Source organism: Paracoccaceae bacterium Fryx2, from assembly GCA_032334235.1.
Lineage (GTDB): Bacteria > Pseudomonadota > Alphaproteobacteria > Rhodobacterales > Rhodobacteraceae > JAVSGI01.
The window spans coordinates 938858-956095 of sequence record JAVSGI010000003.1 but is presented as its reverse complement, the minus strand read 5'-3'; the positions used below and the strand labels follow the sequence as shown (position 1 = coordinate 956095).

Annotated in this window: 19 protein-coding genes; 17 read left to right on the top strand and 2 right to left on the bottom strand. The window is 67.4% G+C overall.

Annotation, left to right across the window (positions count from 1 at the left end; translation table 11 throughout):
- Positions 1-25: 25 nt before the first annotated feature.
- The 9 genes from RNZ50_05650 to RNZ50_05610 all read left to right on the top strand — a co-directional run bounded on the left by RNZ50_05650 (position 26) and on the right by RNZ50_05610 (position 7071).
- On the top strand, positions 26-778 hold the full coding sequence (locus tag RNZ50_05650) for a DUF2062 domain-containing protein (GenBank protein MDT8854523.1): 753 nt from the start codon (positions 26-28) through the stop codon (positions 776-778).
- Positions 775-1527, top strand: coding sequence for a pyridoxine 5'-phosphate synthase (locus RNZ50_05645; protein ID MDT8854522.1), 753 nt, complete (start codon positions 775-777; stop codon positions 1525-1527). Before RNZ50_05650 ends, RNZ50_05645 begins: the two co-directional genes overlap by 4 nt.
- A 70-nt stretch (positions 1528-1597) precedes the next feature.
- Positions 1598-2014: a holo-ACP synthase gene (gene acpS / locus RNZ50_05640; protein ID MDT8854521.1), complete on the top strand. Its 417-nt coding sequence runs from the start codon at positions 1598-1600 to the stop codon at positions 2012-2014.
- 56 nt (positions 2015-2070) lie between these two features.
- Positions 2071-2859 (top strand): signal peptidase I, encoded by a 789-nt coding sequence (gene lepB / locus RNZ50_05635; protein MDT8854520.1) that lies wholly within the window; start codon positions 2071-2073, stop codon positions 2857-2859.
- 10 nt (positions 2860-2869) lie between these two features.
- Complete coding sequence (rnc, locus tag RNZ50_05630; protein ID MDT8854519.1) at positions 2870-3559, top strand: ribonuclease III; 690 nt, start codon at positions 2870-2872, stop codon at positions 3557-3559.
- Between the two features lie 88 nt (positions 3560-3647).
- The gene (era, locus tag RNZ50_05625) at positions 3648-4550 is read left to right on the top strand and encodes a GTPase Era (protein MDT8854518.1); all 903 of its coding nucleotides are present in this window, start codon (positions 3648-3650) and stop codon (positions 4548-4550) included.
- A gap of 111 nt (positions 4551-4661) precedes the next feature.
- Positions 4662-4994, top strand: a complete 333-nt coding sequence (locus RNZ50_05620) for a DUF1491 family protein (GenBank protein ID MDT8854517.1) — start codon at positions 4662-4664, stop codon at positions 4992-4994.
- Positions 4995-5032: 38 nt separating this feature from the next.
- Complete coding sequence (gene recO / locus RNZ50_05615; protein MDT8854516.1) at positions 5033-5746, top strand: DNA repair protein RecO; 714 nt, start codon at positions 5033-5035, stop codon at positions 5744-5746.
- Between the two features lie 95 nt (positions 5747-5841).
- Positions 5842-7071 (top strand): MFS transporter, encoded by a 1230-nt coding sequence (locus tag RNZ50_05610; GenBank protein ID MDT8854515.1) that lies wholly within the window; start codon positions 5842-5844, stop codon positions 7069-7071.
- On the opposite strand, the gene RNZ50_05605 is transcribed toward RNZ50_05610, so the two are convergent.
- On the bottom strand, positions 7072-8739 hold the full coding sequence (locus tag RNZ50_05605; protein MDT8854514.1) for an acyl-CoA dehydrogenase family protein: 1668 nt from the start codon (positions 8737-8739) through the stop codon (positions 7072-7074).
- 169 nt (positions 8740-8908) lie between these two features.
- Between RNZ50_05605 and RNZ50_05600 the strand changes: the two genes are divergently transcribed.
- Positions 8909-9679, top strand: coding sequence for a sulfite exporter TauE/SafE family protein (locus RNZ50_05600; protein ID MDT8854513.1), 771 nt, complete (start codon positions 8909-8911; stop codon positions 9677-9679).
- Between the two features lie 214 nt (positions 9680-9893).
- On the opposite strand, the gene RNZ50_05595 is transcribed toward RNZ50_05600, so the two are convergent.
- Positions 9894-11492 (bottom strand): phosphoenolpyruvate carboxykinase, encoded by a 1599-nt coding sequence (locus RNZ50_05595; GenBank protein MDT8854512.1) that lies wholly within the window; start codon positions 11490-11492, stop codon positions 9894-9896.
- A 342-nt stretch (positions 11493-11834) separates the two neighbouring features.
- Between RNZ50_05595 and RNZ50_05590 the strand changes: the two genes are divergently transcribed.
- The 7 genes from RNZ50_05590 to RNZ50_05560 all read left to right on the top strand — a co-directional run bounded on the left by RNZ50_05590 (position 11835) and on the right by RNZ50_05560 (position 17187).
- The gene (locus RNZ50_05590) at positions 11835-12536 is read left to right on the top strand and encodes a response regulator transcription factor (GenBank protein ID MDT8854511.1); all 702 of its coding nucleotides are present in this window, start codon (positions 11835-11837) and stop codon (positions 12534-12536) included.
- A gap of 8 nt (positions 12537-12544) precedes the next feature.
- Complete coding sequence (locus RNZ50_05585; GenBank protein MDT8854510.1) at positions 12545-14257, top strand: sensor histidine kinase; 1713 nt, start codon at positions 12545-12547, stop codon at positions 14255-14257.
- Entirely contained in the window at positions 14257-14688 is a 432-nt protein-coding gene (locus RNZ50_05580) for an HPr kinase/phosphatase C-terminal domain-containing protein (protein ID MDT8854509.1), read from the top strand. Before RNZ50_05585 ends, RNZ50_05580 begins: the two co-directional genes overlap by 1 nt.
- A gap of 14 nt (positions 14689-14702) precedes the next feature.
- Positions 14703-15608 (top strand): RNase adapter RapZ, encoded by a 906-nt coding sequence (gene rapZ, locus RNZ50_05575; protein ID MDT8854508.1) that lies wholly within the window; start codon positions 14703-14705, stop codon positions 15606-15608.
- A 7-nt stretch (positions 15609-15615) separates the two neighbouring features.
- Positions 15616-16020, top strand: coding sequence for a PTS fructose transporter subunit IIA (locus RNZ50_05570; protein ID MDT8854507.1), 405 nt, complete (start codon positions 15616-15618; stop codon positions 16018-16020).
- On the top strand, positions 16017-16286 hold the full coding sequence (locus RNZ50_05565; GenBank protein ID MDT8854506.1) for an HPr family phosphocarrier protein: 270 nt from the start codon (positions 16017-16019) through the stop codon (positions 16284-16286). Before RNZ50_05570 ends, RNZ50_05565 begins: the two co-directional genes overlap by 4 nt.
- A gap of 88 nt (positions 16287-16374) precedes the next feature.
- Positions 16375-17187, top strand: coding sequence for a lysophospholipid acyltransferase family protein (locus RNZ50_05560; GenBank protein MDT8854505.1), 813 nt, complete (start codon positions 16375-16377; stop codon positions 17185-17187).
- Positions 17188-17238 lie beyond the last annotated feature (51 nt).

Genomic DNA, 17238 nt, shown 5'->3' with positions numbered 1-17238 from the left:
CCGCCACAGGGAAAGGGGGCACCACATGGTATTCAAACGCAACAAGCGCCCGTTCCTGGCGCAGGCGCGCGATTTCTTCTACCCCAAGGGCGGCTTCCGGCGCGCCATCCAGTATCTGCTGCACCGGATGCGCCGCCTGCCGGACGAGCCGCACCGCATCGCGCGCGGGGTGTTCGCGGGCTGCTTCATCTCGTTCACCCCGCTGTTCGGGTTCCATTTCTTCGGGGCGGCCCTGCTGGCCTGGGTGATGCGCGGCAACATCCTGGCCGCCCTGCTGGCCACCGTGATCGGCAATCCGGTCACCTTTCCGATCATCGCCGTCACCTCGCTCGAACTGGGCCGCTGGATGCTTGGCGTGGGCGAGCCGCTGGGCTTCGTGACGATCGTTGCGGCCTTCACCTCGGCGGGGGTGGAGATATGGGACAACCTCATTGCGATCTTCACCGCCGACCCGACCCATTGGGAAAGCCTGACCAGCTTCTTCCGGGTGATCTTCCTGCCCTACCTGGTGGGCGGCATCCTGCCCGGGCTCGCTGCCAGCTTCACCCTCTACTACCTGACCCTGCCCCTGATCGGGGCCTACCAGAAGATACGCTCGCACAAGACACACGACCGCATCGACAAGCGCCGCGCGCTCAAGGCGATGATCCATGCGGCCAACCAGCGCGCGGCGACCCTCGCAGCCGGGGCCGGGTCGGCGCAGGATGACGACACGACCGGCACCGCCGCTGGCGGGGCACCGGACCCGAACGACACAAAAACAAGGACAAGGCCATGAAACCCCTGGGCAAACTGCGGCTTGGCGTGAACATCGACCATGTGGCTACCGTGCGCAACGCACGCGGCTCGGTCTGGCCCGACCCGCTGCGCGCCGCCCTGCTGGCCGAAGCGGCCGGGGCCGACGGCATCACCGCCCACCTGCGCGAAGACCGCCGCCACATCCGCGATGCCGACATCGAGGCACTTATGGCGGGCATCTCGATCCCGCTGAACTTCGAAATGGCCGCCACGGCGGAAATGCAGGCCATCGCCCTGCGCCACCGCCCCCATGCCATCTGCCTCGTGCCCGAAAAGCGCGAGGAACGCACCACCGAAGGCGGGCTCGACGTGGCGGGGGAAGAGGCGCGGCTGGCCGATTTCATCGCGCCGCTGCGCGAGGCGGGCTGCCGGGTGTCGATGTTCATCGGGCACGACCTGCGCCAGATCGAAGCCTCGGCCCGGATCGGCGCGGCGGTGGTCGAACTGCACACCGGCACCTATTGCGACCTGCACGCCGAAGGCCACCACGCCGCCGCCACGACCGAGCTTGCCGCGCTCCGCCGCGGCGCGGCCCTGGCCCATGCCGCCGGGCTGGAGGTTCACGCGGGCCACGGGCTGAGCTATGAAACCGTGGCCGACCTCGCGGTTTTCCCGCAGGTGATGGAACTCAACATCGGGCATTTCCTGATCGCCGAGGCGCTGTTCCGCGGCCTCGGCCCCGCCATCGAGGAAATGCGGCGCCTGATGGACGAGGCCCGGCGGTCGTGAGCGGCAAAAGTTTTGCAAAACTTTTGCAAAATCCTTGGAAGGATTTTGGTCCGCACCCGGACCTCGCGCGATGATCCTTGGCATCGGCGCGGATCTTTGCAACATCGACCGGATCGAGGCCACCCTGGCCCGGTTCGGTGACCGTTTCCTCGACCGCGTCTTCACCGAGCGCGAAAGGCGCAAGGCCGCCGGCCGCCCCCGCGTCGTCGCCGCCACCTTTGCCAAGCGCTGGGCGGCGAAAGAGGCCTGCTCCAAGGCGCTGGGCACCGGCTTGCGCATGGGCATCGCGTGGCGCGACATGGCGGTGTCGAACCTTTCCACCGGCCAGCCGGTGATGCAGCTGACCGGCTGGGCCGCCGCCCGGCTGGCCGAGATGACGCCGCCCGGCCATCTGGCGCGCATCCACGTCACCCTGACCGACGATCATCCCTGGGCACAGGCTTTCGTGGTGATCGAGGCGCTGCCCGCCCCGGCCCCCGCAACTTGACTCCACCCGCAGGGGCGCGCATGTAGCGCCCGAACCAGCAAGAGCAGGCAGGACACATGGCAAGCAAGGCAAGAACCGATGGCGGCATCCTTGAGACGATCAAGACGGTGGTCTATGCCCTGCTGATCGCGGGGGCCTTTCGCACCCTGCTGTTCCAGCCGTTCTGGATCCCGTCGGAATCGATGAAGGACACGCTGCTGATCGGCGACTTCCTGTTCGTCAACAAGATGGCCTATGGCTATTCGAAACATTCCTGCCCGTTCTCGGCCTGCCCGATCCCCGGGCGCATTCTCGCCTCCGAACCGTTGCGCGGCGACGTGGTGGTGTTCCGCCATCCGGTCAACGGATCCGACTTCATCAAGCGGCTGATCGGCTTGCCGGGCGATACGGTGCAGATGAAGAACGGCATCCTGTTCCTGAACGGCGCCGAAGTGCCGCAGACCCCGGCAGGCGTGTTCGAGGAAACCTATGAACGGCAAGGCCCGATGGGCAACGTGCCGCGCTGCGAGAACGGCCCGGTCGGTGAGGGCGGGCTCTGCACCAAGTCGCGGTCCACCGAGACCCTGCCGGGCGGGCGCACCCACGATGTGCTGAACATCGACACCAACGGCTTTGCCGACAACACCGATGTCTTCACCGTGCCTGCGGGCCACTACTTCTTCATGGGCGACAACCGCGACAACAGCCAGGACAGCCGCTACGGCCAGGCGGTCGGCGGCGTCGGCTTCGTGCCCGCCGAAAACCTGATCGGTCGCGCCGACCGGATCATCTTTTCCTCGGCCGGCAAGCGGATGCTGTACTTCTGGACCTGGCGCGCCGACCGCTTCTTCGAGGCCGTGAAATGATGGTCGCCGTGTGAAACTGTCTGCCGACCTCCTGGCCTTCGCGGGCCGCATCGGGCATGACTTCCGCAGCCCGGACCTGCTGTTGCGCGCCGTGACCCACGCCTCGATCTCGTCCTCCACCCGGCCCGACAACCAGCGGCTGGAGTTTCTGGGCGACCGTGTGCTGGGCCTCGTGCTTGCCGAGGCGCTGCTGACCGCCGACTCCGCCGCCTCGGAGGGCCAGCTTGCGCCGCGCTTCAACGCGCTGGTGCGCAAGGAGGCCTGCGCCGAGGTGGCGCGCGATCTGGGCCTTGGCGACGTGCTGAAACTCGGCCGGTCGGAAATGATGTCGGGCGGGCGGCGCAAGGAGGCGCTGCTGGGCGACGCGATGGAGGCGGTGATTGCCGCCGTCTACATGGATGGCGGCTATGATGCGGCGCGGGCCATGGTGCTGCGGCTCTGGTCGGGGCGGATCGACGCGGTGGCGCCCGATGCCCGCGACGCCAAGACCGCACTGCAGGAATGGGCGCAGGCGCGCGGCCTGCCCCCACCGAGCTATATCGAGAAGGGCCGCGACGGGCCGGACCACCAGCCGGTGTTCACCGTCGAGGTCCGGCTGGAAAACGGCGCCACGGAAGTGGCCCGCTCTGGCACCAAGCGGCAGGCGGAACAGGCGGCGGCACGGGCGCTTCTCGCGCGGATGGAGGCGACAGATGACTGACCACGACCCGAAGGACGACGCGGACCCCCAATTGCCGGGTCACGACGCAACACCCGAAGACGGCGCGCGGATGCCCAGCGGCGAAGGGATGCGGGCGGGCTTCGTCGCCCTGATCGGCGAGCCCAATGCCGGGAAATCGACGCTCTTGAACCGCATGGTCGGGGCCAAGGTGTCGATCGTCACCCACAAGGTGCAGACCACCCGCACCCGGATTCGCGGCGTGGCGATGGAGGGGCAGGCGCAGATCGTGTTCGTCGACACCCCCGGCCTGTTCCGCCCACGCCGCCGCCTCGACCGCGCGATGGTTGCCGCCGCCTGGGGCGGGGCCGCCGATGCCGACATCATCGTGCTGCTGATCGAGGCGCACCGCGGCCTGACCGAGGGCACCAAGGCGATCATCGACGCCATGAAGGACCGTATTCCGCGCGGCCAGGCCGTGGCGCTGGCGATCAACAAGATCGACCGGGTCAAGGCCGAAACCCTGCTGCGGCTGGCGGAGGAGGCGAACGGCACCTTCCCCTTCGTGGAAACCTTCATGATTTCCGCCGAAAAGGGCTATGGCGTCGACCGGCTGAAGCAATGGCTTGCCAGCGAGCTGCCCGAAGGCCCGTGGTTCTACCCCGAGGACCAGATCGCAGACCTGCCGCTTCGCATGATCGCCTCCGAGGTGACGCGCGAAAAGCTGACCCTGCGGCTGCACGAGGAACTGCCCTACCAGTTGACCGTCGAGACCGAGCAGTGGGAAGACAAGCCCGACGGTTCGGTGCGGATCGACCAGATCATCTATGTCGCCCGCGACGGCCACAAGGGCATCGTGCTGGGCAACAAGGGCGAAACCATCAAGTCGATCGGCCAGGCGGCACGGTTGGATCTGGTGGAGTTCCTCGACCGGCCGGTGCATCTGTTCCTGCAAGTGAAGGTGCGCCCGAACTGGCTGGAGGAACCCGAGCGCTATGCCGGGATGGGGCTGGATTTCAAGGATGGCAACTGAAGGCTTCTTGCCTTGGGCCGCCGGTGAGGCGGTGCGGGCGGGTGCCTCCGGCGGGGATATTTGGAAACAGAAGAAGGGGGGGCGCCGGGATCGACTGGCGCCCGGCGGGTCTTGACGGCCCGGCTGACGGCCGATTTCTGGGTGCGGGCGTACCTCACGCGGCTCCGGCTGGCGGGGATTCCGGTCTATGTCACGGCGCGCGGCGATGCCACGGCGGGGGCGGTGCTGGTGAAGCTTGCGACGCTGGACGGGCAGGCGCGGGCGTTCCAGCGGTCGTTCGATCTGGCAAGTGGCGAGCGGGTCTGGATCGTGCTGGCCGAGGGGGCGGAGGCCGCGGTCGATGCCGCCATCGCCCGGCAGCGCCGCAACGACCCCGACCTCTGGGTGATCGAGGTCGAGGACCGCGCCGGGCGCACCCTGCTGGACGAGGACGGGCTGGCCTGAGCCCTTGCGGGGCAGGGGCGGGGCCTTGATAGTGGCGCATGGATTGGCGGGACGAGGGCGTGCTTCTGTCGGTGCGCAGGCACGGCGAGAGTGCGGCGATCATCGAGGTGTTCACGGCGGCGCACGGGCGCCATGCCGGGGTGGTGCGGGGCGGGGCCTCGCGCCGCCTGTCGCCGTTGCTGCAACCGGGGGCGCAACTGGATGTCAGCTGGCGGGCGCGGCTGGATGATCACATCGGGGTCTATGTCGCCGAGCCCGTCCGGTCGCGCGCCGGGGTGCTGGGCGACCGGCTGGCGCTGGCCGGGCTGAACGCGATCTGCGCGCTGACCCGCGCGGCGCTGCCGGAACGCGAGTCCTACCCCGCGCTGTGGCAGGCGACCGTGGCGCTGCTCGATGCGCTGGAGGCCGCCCCGGACTGGCCCGCGCGCTATCTGCGCTGGGAGTTGCTGCTGCTGGAGGAACTGGGCTTCGGGCTCGACCTAAGCCGTTGCGCCGTGACCGGGGCGCGCGACGATCTGGCCTTTGTCAGCCCGCGCACCGGGCGGGCGGTCAGCCGGGCGGGGGCGGGGGAGTGGGCGGCGCGGCTCTTGCCCTTGCCCGCCTGCCTGCTGGGGCAAGGACCGGCCAGCCGGGCCGAGATCGGGCAGGGGCTGGCGGTCACCGGCCATTTCCTGACCCGCGAACTGGGGCTGCTGAACGGCAAGCCCCTGCCCGAAGCGCGGGCGCGGTTGCTGGACCTGCTGGCGCGCTGAGCTTTCGCGGGCGTTCGGCCGCAAACGACGCGGCATGTCGCCGCGGGGCCAGACGCGGGCGGCGGTTTGCCCCCCATGCTGCGGTCTGAACCTCCATGGCCACAAGATACATCCCCCTTTTCCTGCGCCACGCGCCGACCCCGAGGGTCGCGTCCTTCGCCCTGCTGGCGGGGCTGGAGGCGGCGGTGCGCGGCATCCTGATCTCGGTGATGCCGCTGACGATCTACGACGCTGTGCGCGGTGCGGGGGCCGTGTCGCAGATCTATTTCGTGGTGGGGGTGGCCTCGCTGATCTGGGGGCTGATGGTGCCCTGGGCCACGCGCCATGTGCCGCGGCGCTGGATGTATACGGCGGGGGCCTGCCTGTATCTGGTGGGCATGGCGCTGGCGATCAGCGGCGGGCCGGTGGCGGTGCCGCTGGCGCTGGCGGCCAATGCCCTGGCCACGGCGACGGTGTTCGTCTGTTTCAACGCCTATGTGCTGGACTACATCACCCGCGCCGATCTGGGGCGCAGCCAGTCGACGCAGATGCTGTATGCGGCGGCGCCCTGGGCGGTCGGCCCGCTGCTGGGCGTCTGGCTGCGCAGCCTGTGGGAGCCTGCGCCCTTTGTGCTGGCCGGAGTATTCGCCTGCGTGCTGCTGACGGCGTTCTGGATACTGCGCCTGGGCAACGGCAAGCAGATCGCCCGCGCCAGGGGGCCCGCCCCCAACCCGCTGGCCTATCTCGGGCGGTTCTTCCGCCAGCCGCGGCTGATCGCGGGCTGGCTGTTCGCCGTGCTGCGCTCTTGCGGCTGGTGGGTCTATGTCGTCTACCTGCCGATCTTCTGCATCGAGGCGGGTCTCAGCGACAAGGTCGGGGGCATCGCGCTGTCGCTGTCGAATGCCCTTCTGTTCACCACACCGTTCATGTTGCGGCTGGTCTATCGCCGGTCCCTCCGCATCGCGGTGCGCGCCGCCTTCGCGCTTTGCGCCGCGACGTTCATCGGGGCCACGCTGGTCTCGATGCTGCCCTGGGCGACGGTGGCGCTGTTGATGGCGGGGTCGTTCGGGCTGGTGCTGCTGGATGCGGCGGGTGGCCTGCCCTTCCTGATGGCGGTCAAACCGTCGGAACGGACCGAGATGGCCGCCGTCTATTCCAGCTTCCGCGACGTGTCGGGCATCCTGACGCCGGGGGCGGCCTGGCTGGTGCTGCTGGCGGCGCCGCTGGCGGGCATTTTCGCCGCCAGCGGTCTGGGCTTTGCCGTGGCCTTTGCCATTGCCGGTCGGCTGCACCCGCGCCTGGGCGCGCGCCGCCCGTCGCATGGCGGCACCGTGCCCGGCGAGTGATCAGTCGAGCAGGCGCCGCGCGATCACCTGCGCCTGAATCTCTGCCGCCCCTTCGAAGATGTTCAGGATCCGCGCGTCGCACAGGATGCGGCTGATCTGGTATTCCAGCGCGAACCCATTGCCGCCGTGAATCTGCAAGGCATTGTCGGCCGAGGCCCAGGCCACCCGCGCGCCCAGCAGCTTGGCCATCCCGGCCTCCAGATCGCAGCGCTTGTCGTGATCCTTCTGCCAGGCGCTGAAATAGGTCAGTTGCCGCGCCACCATGATCTCCACCGCCATCATGGCAAGCTTGCCCGACACGCGCGGAAACTCGATCAGCGCCTTGCCGAACTGCTTGCGGTCGGTGGCATACTGCATCCCGACCTCCAGCGCGTTCTGCGCCACCCCGATCGCCCGCGCCGCCGTCTGGATGCGCGCCGATTCAAAGGTCTGCATCAGCTGCTTGAAGCCCTGGCCCTCCACCCCGCCCAGCAGGTTCTCGCCCTTCACGGCAAAGCCGTCGAAGGCCAGTTCGTATTCCTTCATGCCGCGGTAGCCCAGCACCTCGATCTCGCCGCCGGTCATGCCGGGGGTCGGGAACGGCACCTCATCGGTGCCCGGCATCTTTTCGGCCAGGAACATGCTCAGCCCGCGGTAATCGCTGGTCTCGGGGTCGGTGCGCGCCAGCAGGGTCATCACATGGGTGCGGGCGGCATGTGTGATCCACGTCTTGTTGCCGGTCACCTCCCAGTCCTCGCCCACCTTCACCGCCCGGGTGCGCAAGGAGCCAAGATCCGACCCGGTGTTGGGCTCGGTGAACACGGCGGTCGGCAGGATCTCGGCGCTGGCGAGCTTGGGCAGCCATTGCGCCTTCTGCGCGTCCGTGCCGCCGCAGAGGATCAGTTCTACCGCAATCTCGCTGCGGGTGGCCAGCGAGCCGACCCCGATATAGCCGCGCGACAACTCCTCCGACACCACCACCATCGACGCCTTGGACAGCCCGAACCCGCCGAATTCTTCAGGAATAGTCAGACCGAACACGCCCATTTCCGCCAGCGCCTCGATGATCTCCATCGGGATCAGTTCGTCGCGCAGGTGCCAGCCATGGGCGAATGGCGCCACCTTCTCGTCGGCAAAGCGGCGGAACTGGTCGCGGATCATCTCCAGTTCCTCGTCCAGCCCCGAGGCGCCGAAGGTCGCGCGCCCGTGGTTGTCGCGCATCAGCTCCACCAGCCGGGTGCGGGCGGCAGCGGTATTGCCCCGGGCCATCAGAGCCTCCGCCGCCGCCCCGGGTTGGGCCGGGGGCAGGCCAAGGTCCTGCAAACGCGCAACCTCCCCCTGGCTCATCGCAATGCCGCCGCTGATCTGGCACAGGTATTCGCCATAGGCGATCTGCAGGATCAACGCCTCCATCTCGCCAAAGCGGCCCTCGGCCTCCAGCCGTCCGGCCCAGGCCCGCATCTGGCGCAGCGATTCCGTGTAGGTCGCCAGCCAGGCCAGCGCGTGGGCGGCAAACTGGTGTTCCTCCAGCGCCGCCGAGGAAATCCGCCCCGCCACCGTCACCCGGCCGCGCAAGCCTTCGCGCGCCTGCACGAACAGCGCCTCCACCTCCGGCAGGGCGGCTGCGGTCAGCCCCAGAAGATCCGCCATCACGGGCGATTGCCGGGTCGGCTGTCCATCATGGGCCATGGCGCGAGTCTCCAAATGCTGCGATTGCGAGATCAGATAGGGCCTTTGCAGGTGCAGCGCAACAAATATTCGTCCGGACATGGTCTTGCGACCGAAAGTGTCGCCAAGGAATTGAGGGTGCGCCGCACCCGCCCAAGGCATATAGCTTGAAAAACAACAGGGAACAGGCATGGATCTGGTGATGGCGGGGCTTTCCCCCGCGGCGTTCTGGGCGGCACTGGCAGTGACGCTGTTTTCCGGCTTCGTGAAGGGTGCGGTGGGGTTCGCCATGCCGATGATCATGATCTCGGCCTTCTCCAGCTTCCTGCCGCCCGAGGTGGCGCTGGCGGGCCTCATCCTGCCCACCCTTGTCACCAACATCAGCCAGGCCTTCCGTCAGGGCGCCGCGGCGGCCTGGGCGGCGGTGCGGACCTACTGGCGGATGATCACCGGCACCGTGGTGTTCATCATGGTCTCGGCGCAGTTCGTGCGCGACATCCCGCAAGACGTGTTCCTGCTGCTGCTCGGCCTGCCGATCACCGCCTTCGCCGCCCTGCAACTGGCGGGCCGCCAGCTGGCGCTGCGACTGGAACACCGCACCCGCGCCGAATGGGCGCTGGGGGTCGTGGGCGGGCTTTACGGCGGGCTGTCGGGGGTCTGGGGGCCGCCTGTGCTGGTTTACCTTCTGTCGATCGGGGCCGACAAACGCGAAAGCATCCGGGTGCAGGGCGTGATCTTCCTGATCGGCGCCACCGTGCTGCTGCTGGCCCACCTGCAATCGGGGGTGATGAACGCCGCGACCCTGCCGTTCTCGGCCGCGCTGGTGGTGCCAGCCATGGCGGGCCTGCTGATCGGCTACGCGGTGCAGGACCGCCTCGATCAGGCCCGCTTCCGGCGCTGGACGCAGGTGCTGCTGGTGCTGACCGGCCTCAACCTGATGCGCCGTGCACTGGGTCTCTGATCCTTGCCAGAAGGTTAATTCCTTCAAGAAAATCATTCATGATCAACATGATGACCGGAGTTTCACGCGTGAAATCCGGCCACACATTCACCTTTGCACAAATATCCCACAGGGTGAAAGGCGCCCGGAAAACAGTCCGGTGGACTGTTTTCAGCGGGGAACGCGTCGCCCGTGGCGTCGCCGGGGGGGTGTGAAACCCCCCGGTTCCGTCGGTTCAGCCGATCGCCGCCGCCTTCACGTCCGCGTCGATGTAGGGCACGTATTGCCCGAAGTTCTCGGCAAACATCCCCACCAGTTTCGCCGCCTGCCGGTCATAGGCCGCGGCATCCGCCCAGGTCGAGCGCGGGTCGAGCAGACCGGAATCCACGCCATGCACCGCCACCGGCACGTCAAAGCCGAAGTTCGGGTCGCGCCGGAAGGTGCCCCCTGCCAGCGACCCGTCCAGCGCCGCCGTAAGCAGCGCCCGCGTTGCCTTGATCGGCATCCGCCGGCCGGTCCCGTAGGCGCCGCCGGTCCAGCCGGTGTTGACCAGCCAGCAGGTCGCGCCATGCTTGGCGATCTTGGCCTGCAACAGCTTGCCATAGGCTTCCGGCCGCCGCGGCATGAAGGGCGCGCCGAAACAGGTGCTGAACGTCGGCTGCGGCTCGGTCACGCCCCGCTCGGTCCCCGCCACCTTCGAGGTGAAGCCGGACAGGAAGTGATACATCGCCTGCGCCGGGCTCAGCCGGGCAATCGGCGGCAGCACGCCGAAGGCGTCGCAGGTCAGCATGATCACGTTCTTCGGGTGCCCGCCCATCCCGGTCGCCGAGGCGTTCGAGATGTATTCCAGCGGATAGGCGCAGCGGGTGTTCGCGGTCAGGCTGTCGTCGTCGAAATCCAGAGCCAGCGTCTCGGGATCGAACACCATGTTTTCCACCACGGTCGCGAAGGTGTGGGTGGTGGCAAAGATCTCGGGTTCCGCCTCGGCGCTGAGGTTGATCGTCTTGGCATAGCAGCCGCCCTCGAAGTTGAACACGCCCTTGTCCGACCAGCCATGCTCGTCATCGCCGATCAGGGTGCGCGACGGGTCGGCCGACAGGGTGGTCTTGCCGGTGCCCGACAGGCCGAAGAACACGGCCGCATCGTCCGGATTCCCGATGGCGTGGTTGGCCGAGCAATGCATCGCCATCACGCCCTTGCCGGGCAGGATGTAGTTCAGCAGGGTGAACACCGACTTCTTGATCTCGCCCGCATAGGCGGTCTGCGCGATCAGGATCACCTTCTTGTCGAAGTTCAGCGCGATCACCGTGTCGGTGCGGCAGCCGTGACGGGCCGGGTCGGCCTTGAAGCTGGGGCAGTTGATGATCGTCCACTCCGGCACGAAGCTGTCAAGCTCCGCATGCGCGGGGCGGCGCAGCATGTGGCGGATGAACAGGCCATGCCAGGCAAGTTCCGTCACCACGCGCACATCGAGCCGGTGCTCGGGGTCGGCGCCGCCGAACAGGTCCTGCACGAAATAGTCGCGGCCCTGCATGTGGGCGAGCATGTCGGCGTGAAGGCGATCGAACGCCTCGGGTGCCATGGGGGCGTTGTTTTCCCACCAGACGGTGTCTTCGACCGACGGGCTGCGCACCACGAACTTGTCTTTCGGAGACCGTCCGGTGAACTGCCCGGTCGAGCACAGGAACGCCCCGCCGATGCCAAGCTTGCCCTCGCCGCGCAGCAGCGCCGCCTCGACCAGGGCCGGTTCGTTGAGGTTGTAGTGGACCGTCCCCAGTCCGGTTATGCCTTGATGGTCCAGCCGCTGTGCTGGGTTCACCCGTCCGATCGTCATGTGCAAGCTCCCGATGCCGTTCGCGCGGCATTATCGTCAGGTTCGAAATCGGCACCCTGGGCCAATAGGAATACCGGACAGTTCCGCAGGCGGTGCCGTCACGTTCCCTATAACATGTCGTTTCCGCGAAGGACTAGGACGCATTCGCGCAGTTAGCGCAACCAGATGGCGGTTTGGCGCCGCCATCGGCACGACTGCGGCAAATTAGTCAATTATTGGGACTTTCCGCGTTCCCTGTTGGGGTCTGGCCGGGTGATTCGCAGTTAAGTGTTGATTCTCGGGGGGGGAAACGGGATCATGTGGCAAAAATCGGGCAAAAATAGCAGTATAGGAAAACCACCCATGTCAAGGATCGCCCTTGTGGACGACGACAGGAACATCCTGACGTCGGTTTCGATGACTCTGGAAGCCGAGGGCTTCGAGGTGGAAACCTATAATGACGGCCAGTCTGCCCTTGACGCCTTCAACCGCCGCCTGCCCGACATGGCGGTGCTCGACATCAAGATGCCGCGGATGGACGGGATGGACCTGCTGCAGCGCCTGCGGCTGAGAACCCAGATGCCGATCATCTTCCTGACCTCGAAGGACGACGAGATCGACGAGGTGCTGGGGCTGCGCATGGGCGCGGACGACTATGTGAAGAAGCCCTTCTCGCAGCGGCTGCTGGTCGAGCGAATCCGGGCGCTGCTGCGCCGCCAGGACGCGATCGCCACCGGCGAGGTGGCGGTGACCGAAGAAACCAAGATCATGGAACGCGGCAACCTGCGGATGGACCCGCTGCGCCATTCGGTGGCGTGGAAGGGCAACGACGTGTCGCTGACCGTGACCGAATTCCTGCTGCTTCAGGCCCTGGCCCAGCGCCCCGGCTTCGTGAAAAGCCGTGATCAGCTGATGGACGTGGCCTATGACGACCAAGTTTACGTCGATGACCGCACCATCGACAGCCACATCAAGCGGCTGCGCAAGAAGATGCGCAGCGCCGATCCCGAGTTTTCCGCGATCGAAACGCTCTACGGCATCGGATACCGCTACAACGAGGAATGACGGCTGCCATGACCGTCCTGTCCCGCAGCAACGTCGATGATCCTGCCCGGCCGGGCCGCAGCGGCAACGTGCTGCTGGGCGAGGACTGGGAAACCCCCGATGCCCTGGCGGACCACGAACTGCGTGCCGGGCGCGGGCGGCGCGGGATCGTTGCGCTGAACCGCTCGCCGCTGGCGCGCAAGATCATCATCTTCAACATGATGGCGCTGGTCATCCTGGTGTCGGGCGTGCTGTTCCTGAACCCGTTCCGCGACAGCCTGGTGCTGCAGCGCGAACAGGGGCTGGTGACCGAGGTCGGCCTGATCGCCGACGTGTTCGAGGCGCGGATGCCCGGCACCGGCGCCGTCAACATGGCGGCGGGCGATGGCATCGACGTGGTCGAGACGCTGGCGCAGGTGGACCTGGGGCCGGGGGTCGAGGTGTTCGTGTTCGACACCTACGGTGCGCTGCTGGCCACGGGCAGCGGCTCGCCGCGCTCCCTGCCGGGGCAGGCGCGGTCGACCATCATCACCAATTTCCTGAACCTGATCTGGGACGGCGTGTCGGGCGTGCTGTCGTCGGCAGAGCGCGAGGCGCCGGAGATCGACGCCGAGGGGCTGGCGCGCGACCTGTTTCCGGCAGCGCGGGCCGGAGAGACCAGCGTGAACACCGGGCGCCACCCCGACGGCGGGGCGCTTTTCTCGGTTGCCACGCCGATCTGGCGCGCGGGCGAGGTGCTGGGCGTCGTTGCGGTGACCAGCGCCGAGGGCGAGATCGACCGGCTGGTGCGCTATGAACGCGAGCAGGTGCTGCAGATGTTCGTGATTGCGCTGCTGGTGTCGATCGGGCTGAGCCTGGTGCTGGCCTCGACCATCGCCAACCCGCTGTCGGACCTTGCGGCGGCGGCGGAACTGGGGCGCGACCGCGATGCGCGCAAGATGGCCCCCGGGCGGGTGCGGATTCCAGACCTGACGGCGCGGCCCGACGAGATCGGGCGGCTGTCGGTGGCGATGCGCGGAATGGTGGCTGCGCTTTATGACCGCATTGATGCCAACGAGCAATTCGCGGCCGATGTGTCGCATGAAATCAAGAACCCGCTGGCCAGTCTGCGCTCTGCCGTCGGCACGATGCGGATCGCCAAGCGCGACGATCAACGCGAAAGGCTGCTGGAAGTGATCGAACATGACGTGCGCAGGCTGGATCGGCTGGTCAGCGACATCTCGAATGCCTCGCGGCTGGATTCCGAACTGGTCAAGGAAGAGGAGGAACCCTTCAACCTTCTGAAGACCCTGTCGAACCTGTCGGAGTATCTGGGCCAGCAGGCGGCCGAGAAGGGGGTGGAATTCATCACCGACCTGCCGCCCGAACCGATCATCATCCGCGGGCTGGAGGCGCGGCTGGCGCAGGTGTTCGTCAACCTCATCACCAACGCGGTGTCGTTCTGCGAGGAAGGCGACGCGGTGCGGGTCTGGGTGCGCAGGCGCGACAACCGCGTGCTGATCGTGGTCGAGGATACCGGGCCGGGCATCCCCGAGGCGGCGCTGACCAAGGTGTTCAAGCGGTTCTATTCCGAACGCCCGACCGGCGATTTCGGCAACCATTCGGGTCTGGGGCTGGCGATTTCCAAGCAGATCGTCGAGGCCCATGGCGGCGTGATCTGGGCCGAGAACATCCGCCCGACCCATGCCGACATCACCTCGGACCCGCTGGGCGCGCGCTTCGTGGTCGGCTTGCCGGTGTGATGCCGGCCGCCGGCAGCGAGCTGGTGGTTCATGCCAGTTGCGTGGCGCTGGAGGGGCGGGGGGTTCTGATCCTCGGCCCGTCGGGCAGCGGCAAGTCGGGCCTTGCGCTGCAACTGATGGCCTTTGGCGCGCGACTCGTGGCGGACGACCGCACCGTGCTGCGCCGCGACGGGGCGGGGCTGGTGGCCAGTTGTCCGGCGCCTCTGGTCGGGCTGATCGAGGCGCGGGGGGTGGGCCTGCTGCGCGCCGACCCGGTGGCAGAGGTGCCGTTGCATCTGGCGGTTGATCTGGGGCAGGCCGAGAGCGACCGATTGCCGCCGCGACGCAGCATTGTGATGCTGGACTGCGCGCTGGACCTTGTGCTGTCGGTCGATGGAGGCCATTTTCCTGCTGCGATCCTGCGCTATGTGCTCGCGGGACGCGAGGTGTGACGGAACAGCCCGAGATGACGACCGAAGTCCAGACACAGGAACACCGGCTGCTGCTGGTGACCGGCCCTTCCGGGGCGGGACGGTCCACCGCGATCAATGCGCTGGAGGATATGGGCTACGAGGTGATCGACAACCTGCCGCTGAGCCTTGTCCCGCGCCTGACCGACGGCCCGCCGCTGGGGCGGCCGATCGCGCTGGGGCTGGACGTGCGCAACCGCGATTTCGCCGCCTCGGCGCTGATCGAACTGATCGACGCGCTGACCCGCGACCCGCAGGTGGCGCTGGAGGTGCTGTATCTGGATTGTGCGCAGGGCGAGCTGATCCGCCGCTACGCCGAGACCCGCCGCCGCCACCCGCTGGCCCCGGCGGAAACGCCCGCCCAGGGCATCGAGCGCGAGATCGACCTGCTGGCGCCGGTGCGGGTGCGGGCCGACCATCTGATCGACACGTCCGACATGTCGCCTCACGACCTGAAGGCCGACATCGCGCGCTGGTTCGACCGGTCCAAGGCGGTGCGGCTGGCGGTTTCGGTGCAGTCTTTCAGCTACAAGCGCGGGGTGCCGCGCGGGGTGGACATGATCTTCGACTGCCGTTTCCTGCGCAACCCCTACTGGTCCGAGGCGCTGCGCGATCTGGACGGCCGCGACACGGCGGTGGCGTCCCATATCGCCGCCGACCCCCGCTTTGCGCCGTTCTTCGACAAGGTGAACGATCTCGTGCAGTTTCTGCTGCCGACGCAACTGGCCGAGGGCAAGGCGCATCTGTCGATCGGCTTTGGCTGCACCGGCGGGCAGCACAGATCGGTGGCCGTCGCCGAATTGTTGGGCAACGTGCTTGCGGAAGCGGGCTGGCCGGTGTCAAAAAGGCATCGGGAACTGGAACGCAGGGCGGCTGGCGCGTCTCCCGTCAAGGCAGGGTGATCGGGGCGTGATCGGCATCGTGATTGTGGCACATGGCGGCCTGGCGCGGGAATACCTTTCCGCGCTGGAACATGTGGTGGGCCCGCTGGCCGACATGGCGGCGATCGCGATCGAGGATGATCACGACCGCAGCGCCAAGCAGCAGGAAATCATCGCCGCGATCCGCAATGTGGACAGCGGGGCCGGCGTGGTGGTGGTAACGGATATGTTCGGGGGCTCGCCGTCGAACCTGTCGATGGCGGCCTGCTATGGCCGCGGCCCGGTGGTGATCTATGGCGCGAACCTGCCGATGCTGGTCAAGCTGGCGAAGTCGCGCGATCTTCCGCTGGCGGATGCGGTGGATCTGGCCAAGGAGGCCGGGCGCAAGTACATCAACAGTCTGGATCTTGGTGCGGGGGACCGGCTGGAATGAACGCGCGCTGTCTTGAGATCGTGAACGAGAAGGGCCTCCATGCCCGCGCATCGGCCAAGTTCGTCGAGGTGGTCGAACGACATGACGCCAATGCCGAGGTCACAAAGGACGGGATGAGCGTTTCGGGCGATTCGATCATGGGGCTTTTGATGTTGGCAGCCTCGCGCGGAACCTCTATTGAAGTCCGCACCAGCGGGGCCGACGCCGAGGCGCTGGCAGAGGCGCTTGCCGCATTGGTCGCCAACCGGTTCGGTGAAGACTACTGAAGCGGGAATCATAAAAGGCTGACGCTTCGTGACGGAACATACCCAGACCAGCCGCTTTTCCGACGAACCGGGGTTTCGCCCCTACGACATGCGCGACCTGTCATATTCCAGCACCTTTCCCGGGGTCTGGAACCAGCGCTTCATCCGCGTGCTGGAGTGGACGACCGGCAAGATCACCCTGCTGCGCCTTGTGCGCCAGTTCGAGGCCGGCGAGCGGGTGACCGGGCAGGCGTTCTGGGGCAAGGTGCTGCGGCTGATGGGCATTTCGGTGCAGACCCCGGCCGAGCAGATCGCGCGCATTCCGCCCACCGGGCCGCTGGTGGTGGTGTCGAACCATCCGCACGGGCTGGTCGATGGCATGGTGCTGGCCGAACTGGTGGGGCAGGTGCGGACCGACTACAAGATCCTGACGCGGTCGCTGCTGTCGGGCATCCGGGAGGTGTCGGAGTTCCTGATTCCCGTGCCCTTCCCGCATGAGGAAGACATGCTGGAACGCGGGCTCGACATGCGCCGCGAGGCTATGGCGCATCTGGCGGCGGGCGGCGTGATCGTGCTGTTTCCGGCGGGGGCGGTCGCGGCCTCGCCCGGCTGGTGGGGCCGGGCGGAGGAGCGGGAATGGAACCCGTTCACCGCCAAGATGATCCAGCGCAGCGGTGCCACGGTGCTGCCGGTGTATTTTCCGGGTCAGAATTCGCGGATGTACCAGATCGCCAACCAGCTTTCCAAGACAGTGCGGCAGGGCCTGCTGCTGCACGAGGTGGCCTATGCGCTGAACAAGCCGCAGGCGCCGGTGGTCGGCACCCCGATCGGGCGCGAGGAAACCCGGCCATGGGCCGACAACCCGCGCGGCTTCATGGCCTGGCTGCGCGAGCGCACGCTGGCGCTGGGTGATCAGCCCTGAAGCCTGTCGCCGCCCGGCAGGCACCAACCAGTGCCGAGCGCCGGTGGTCAT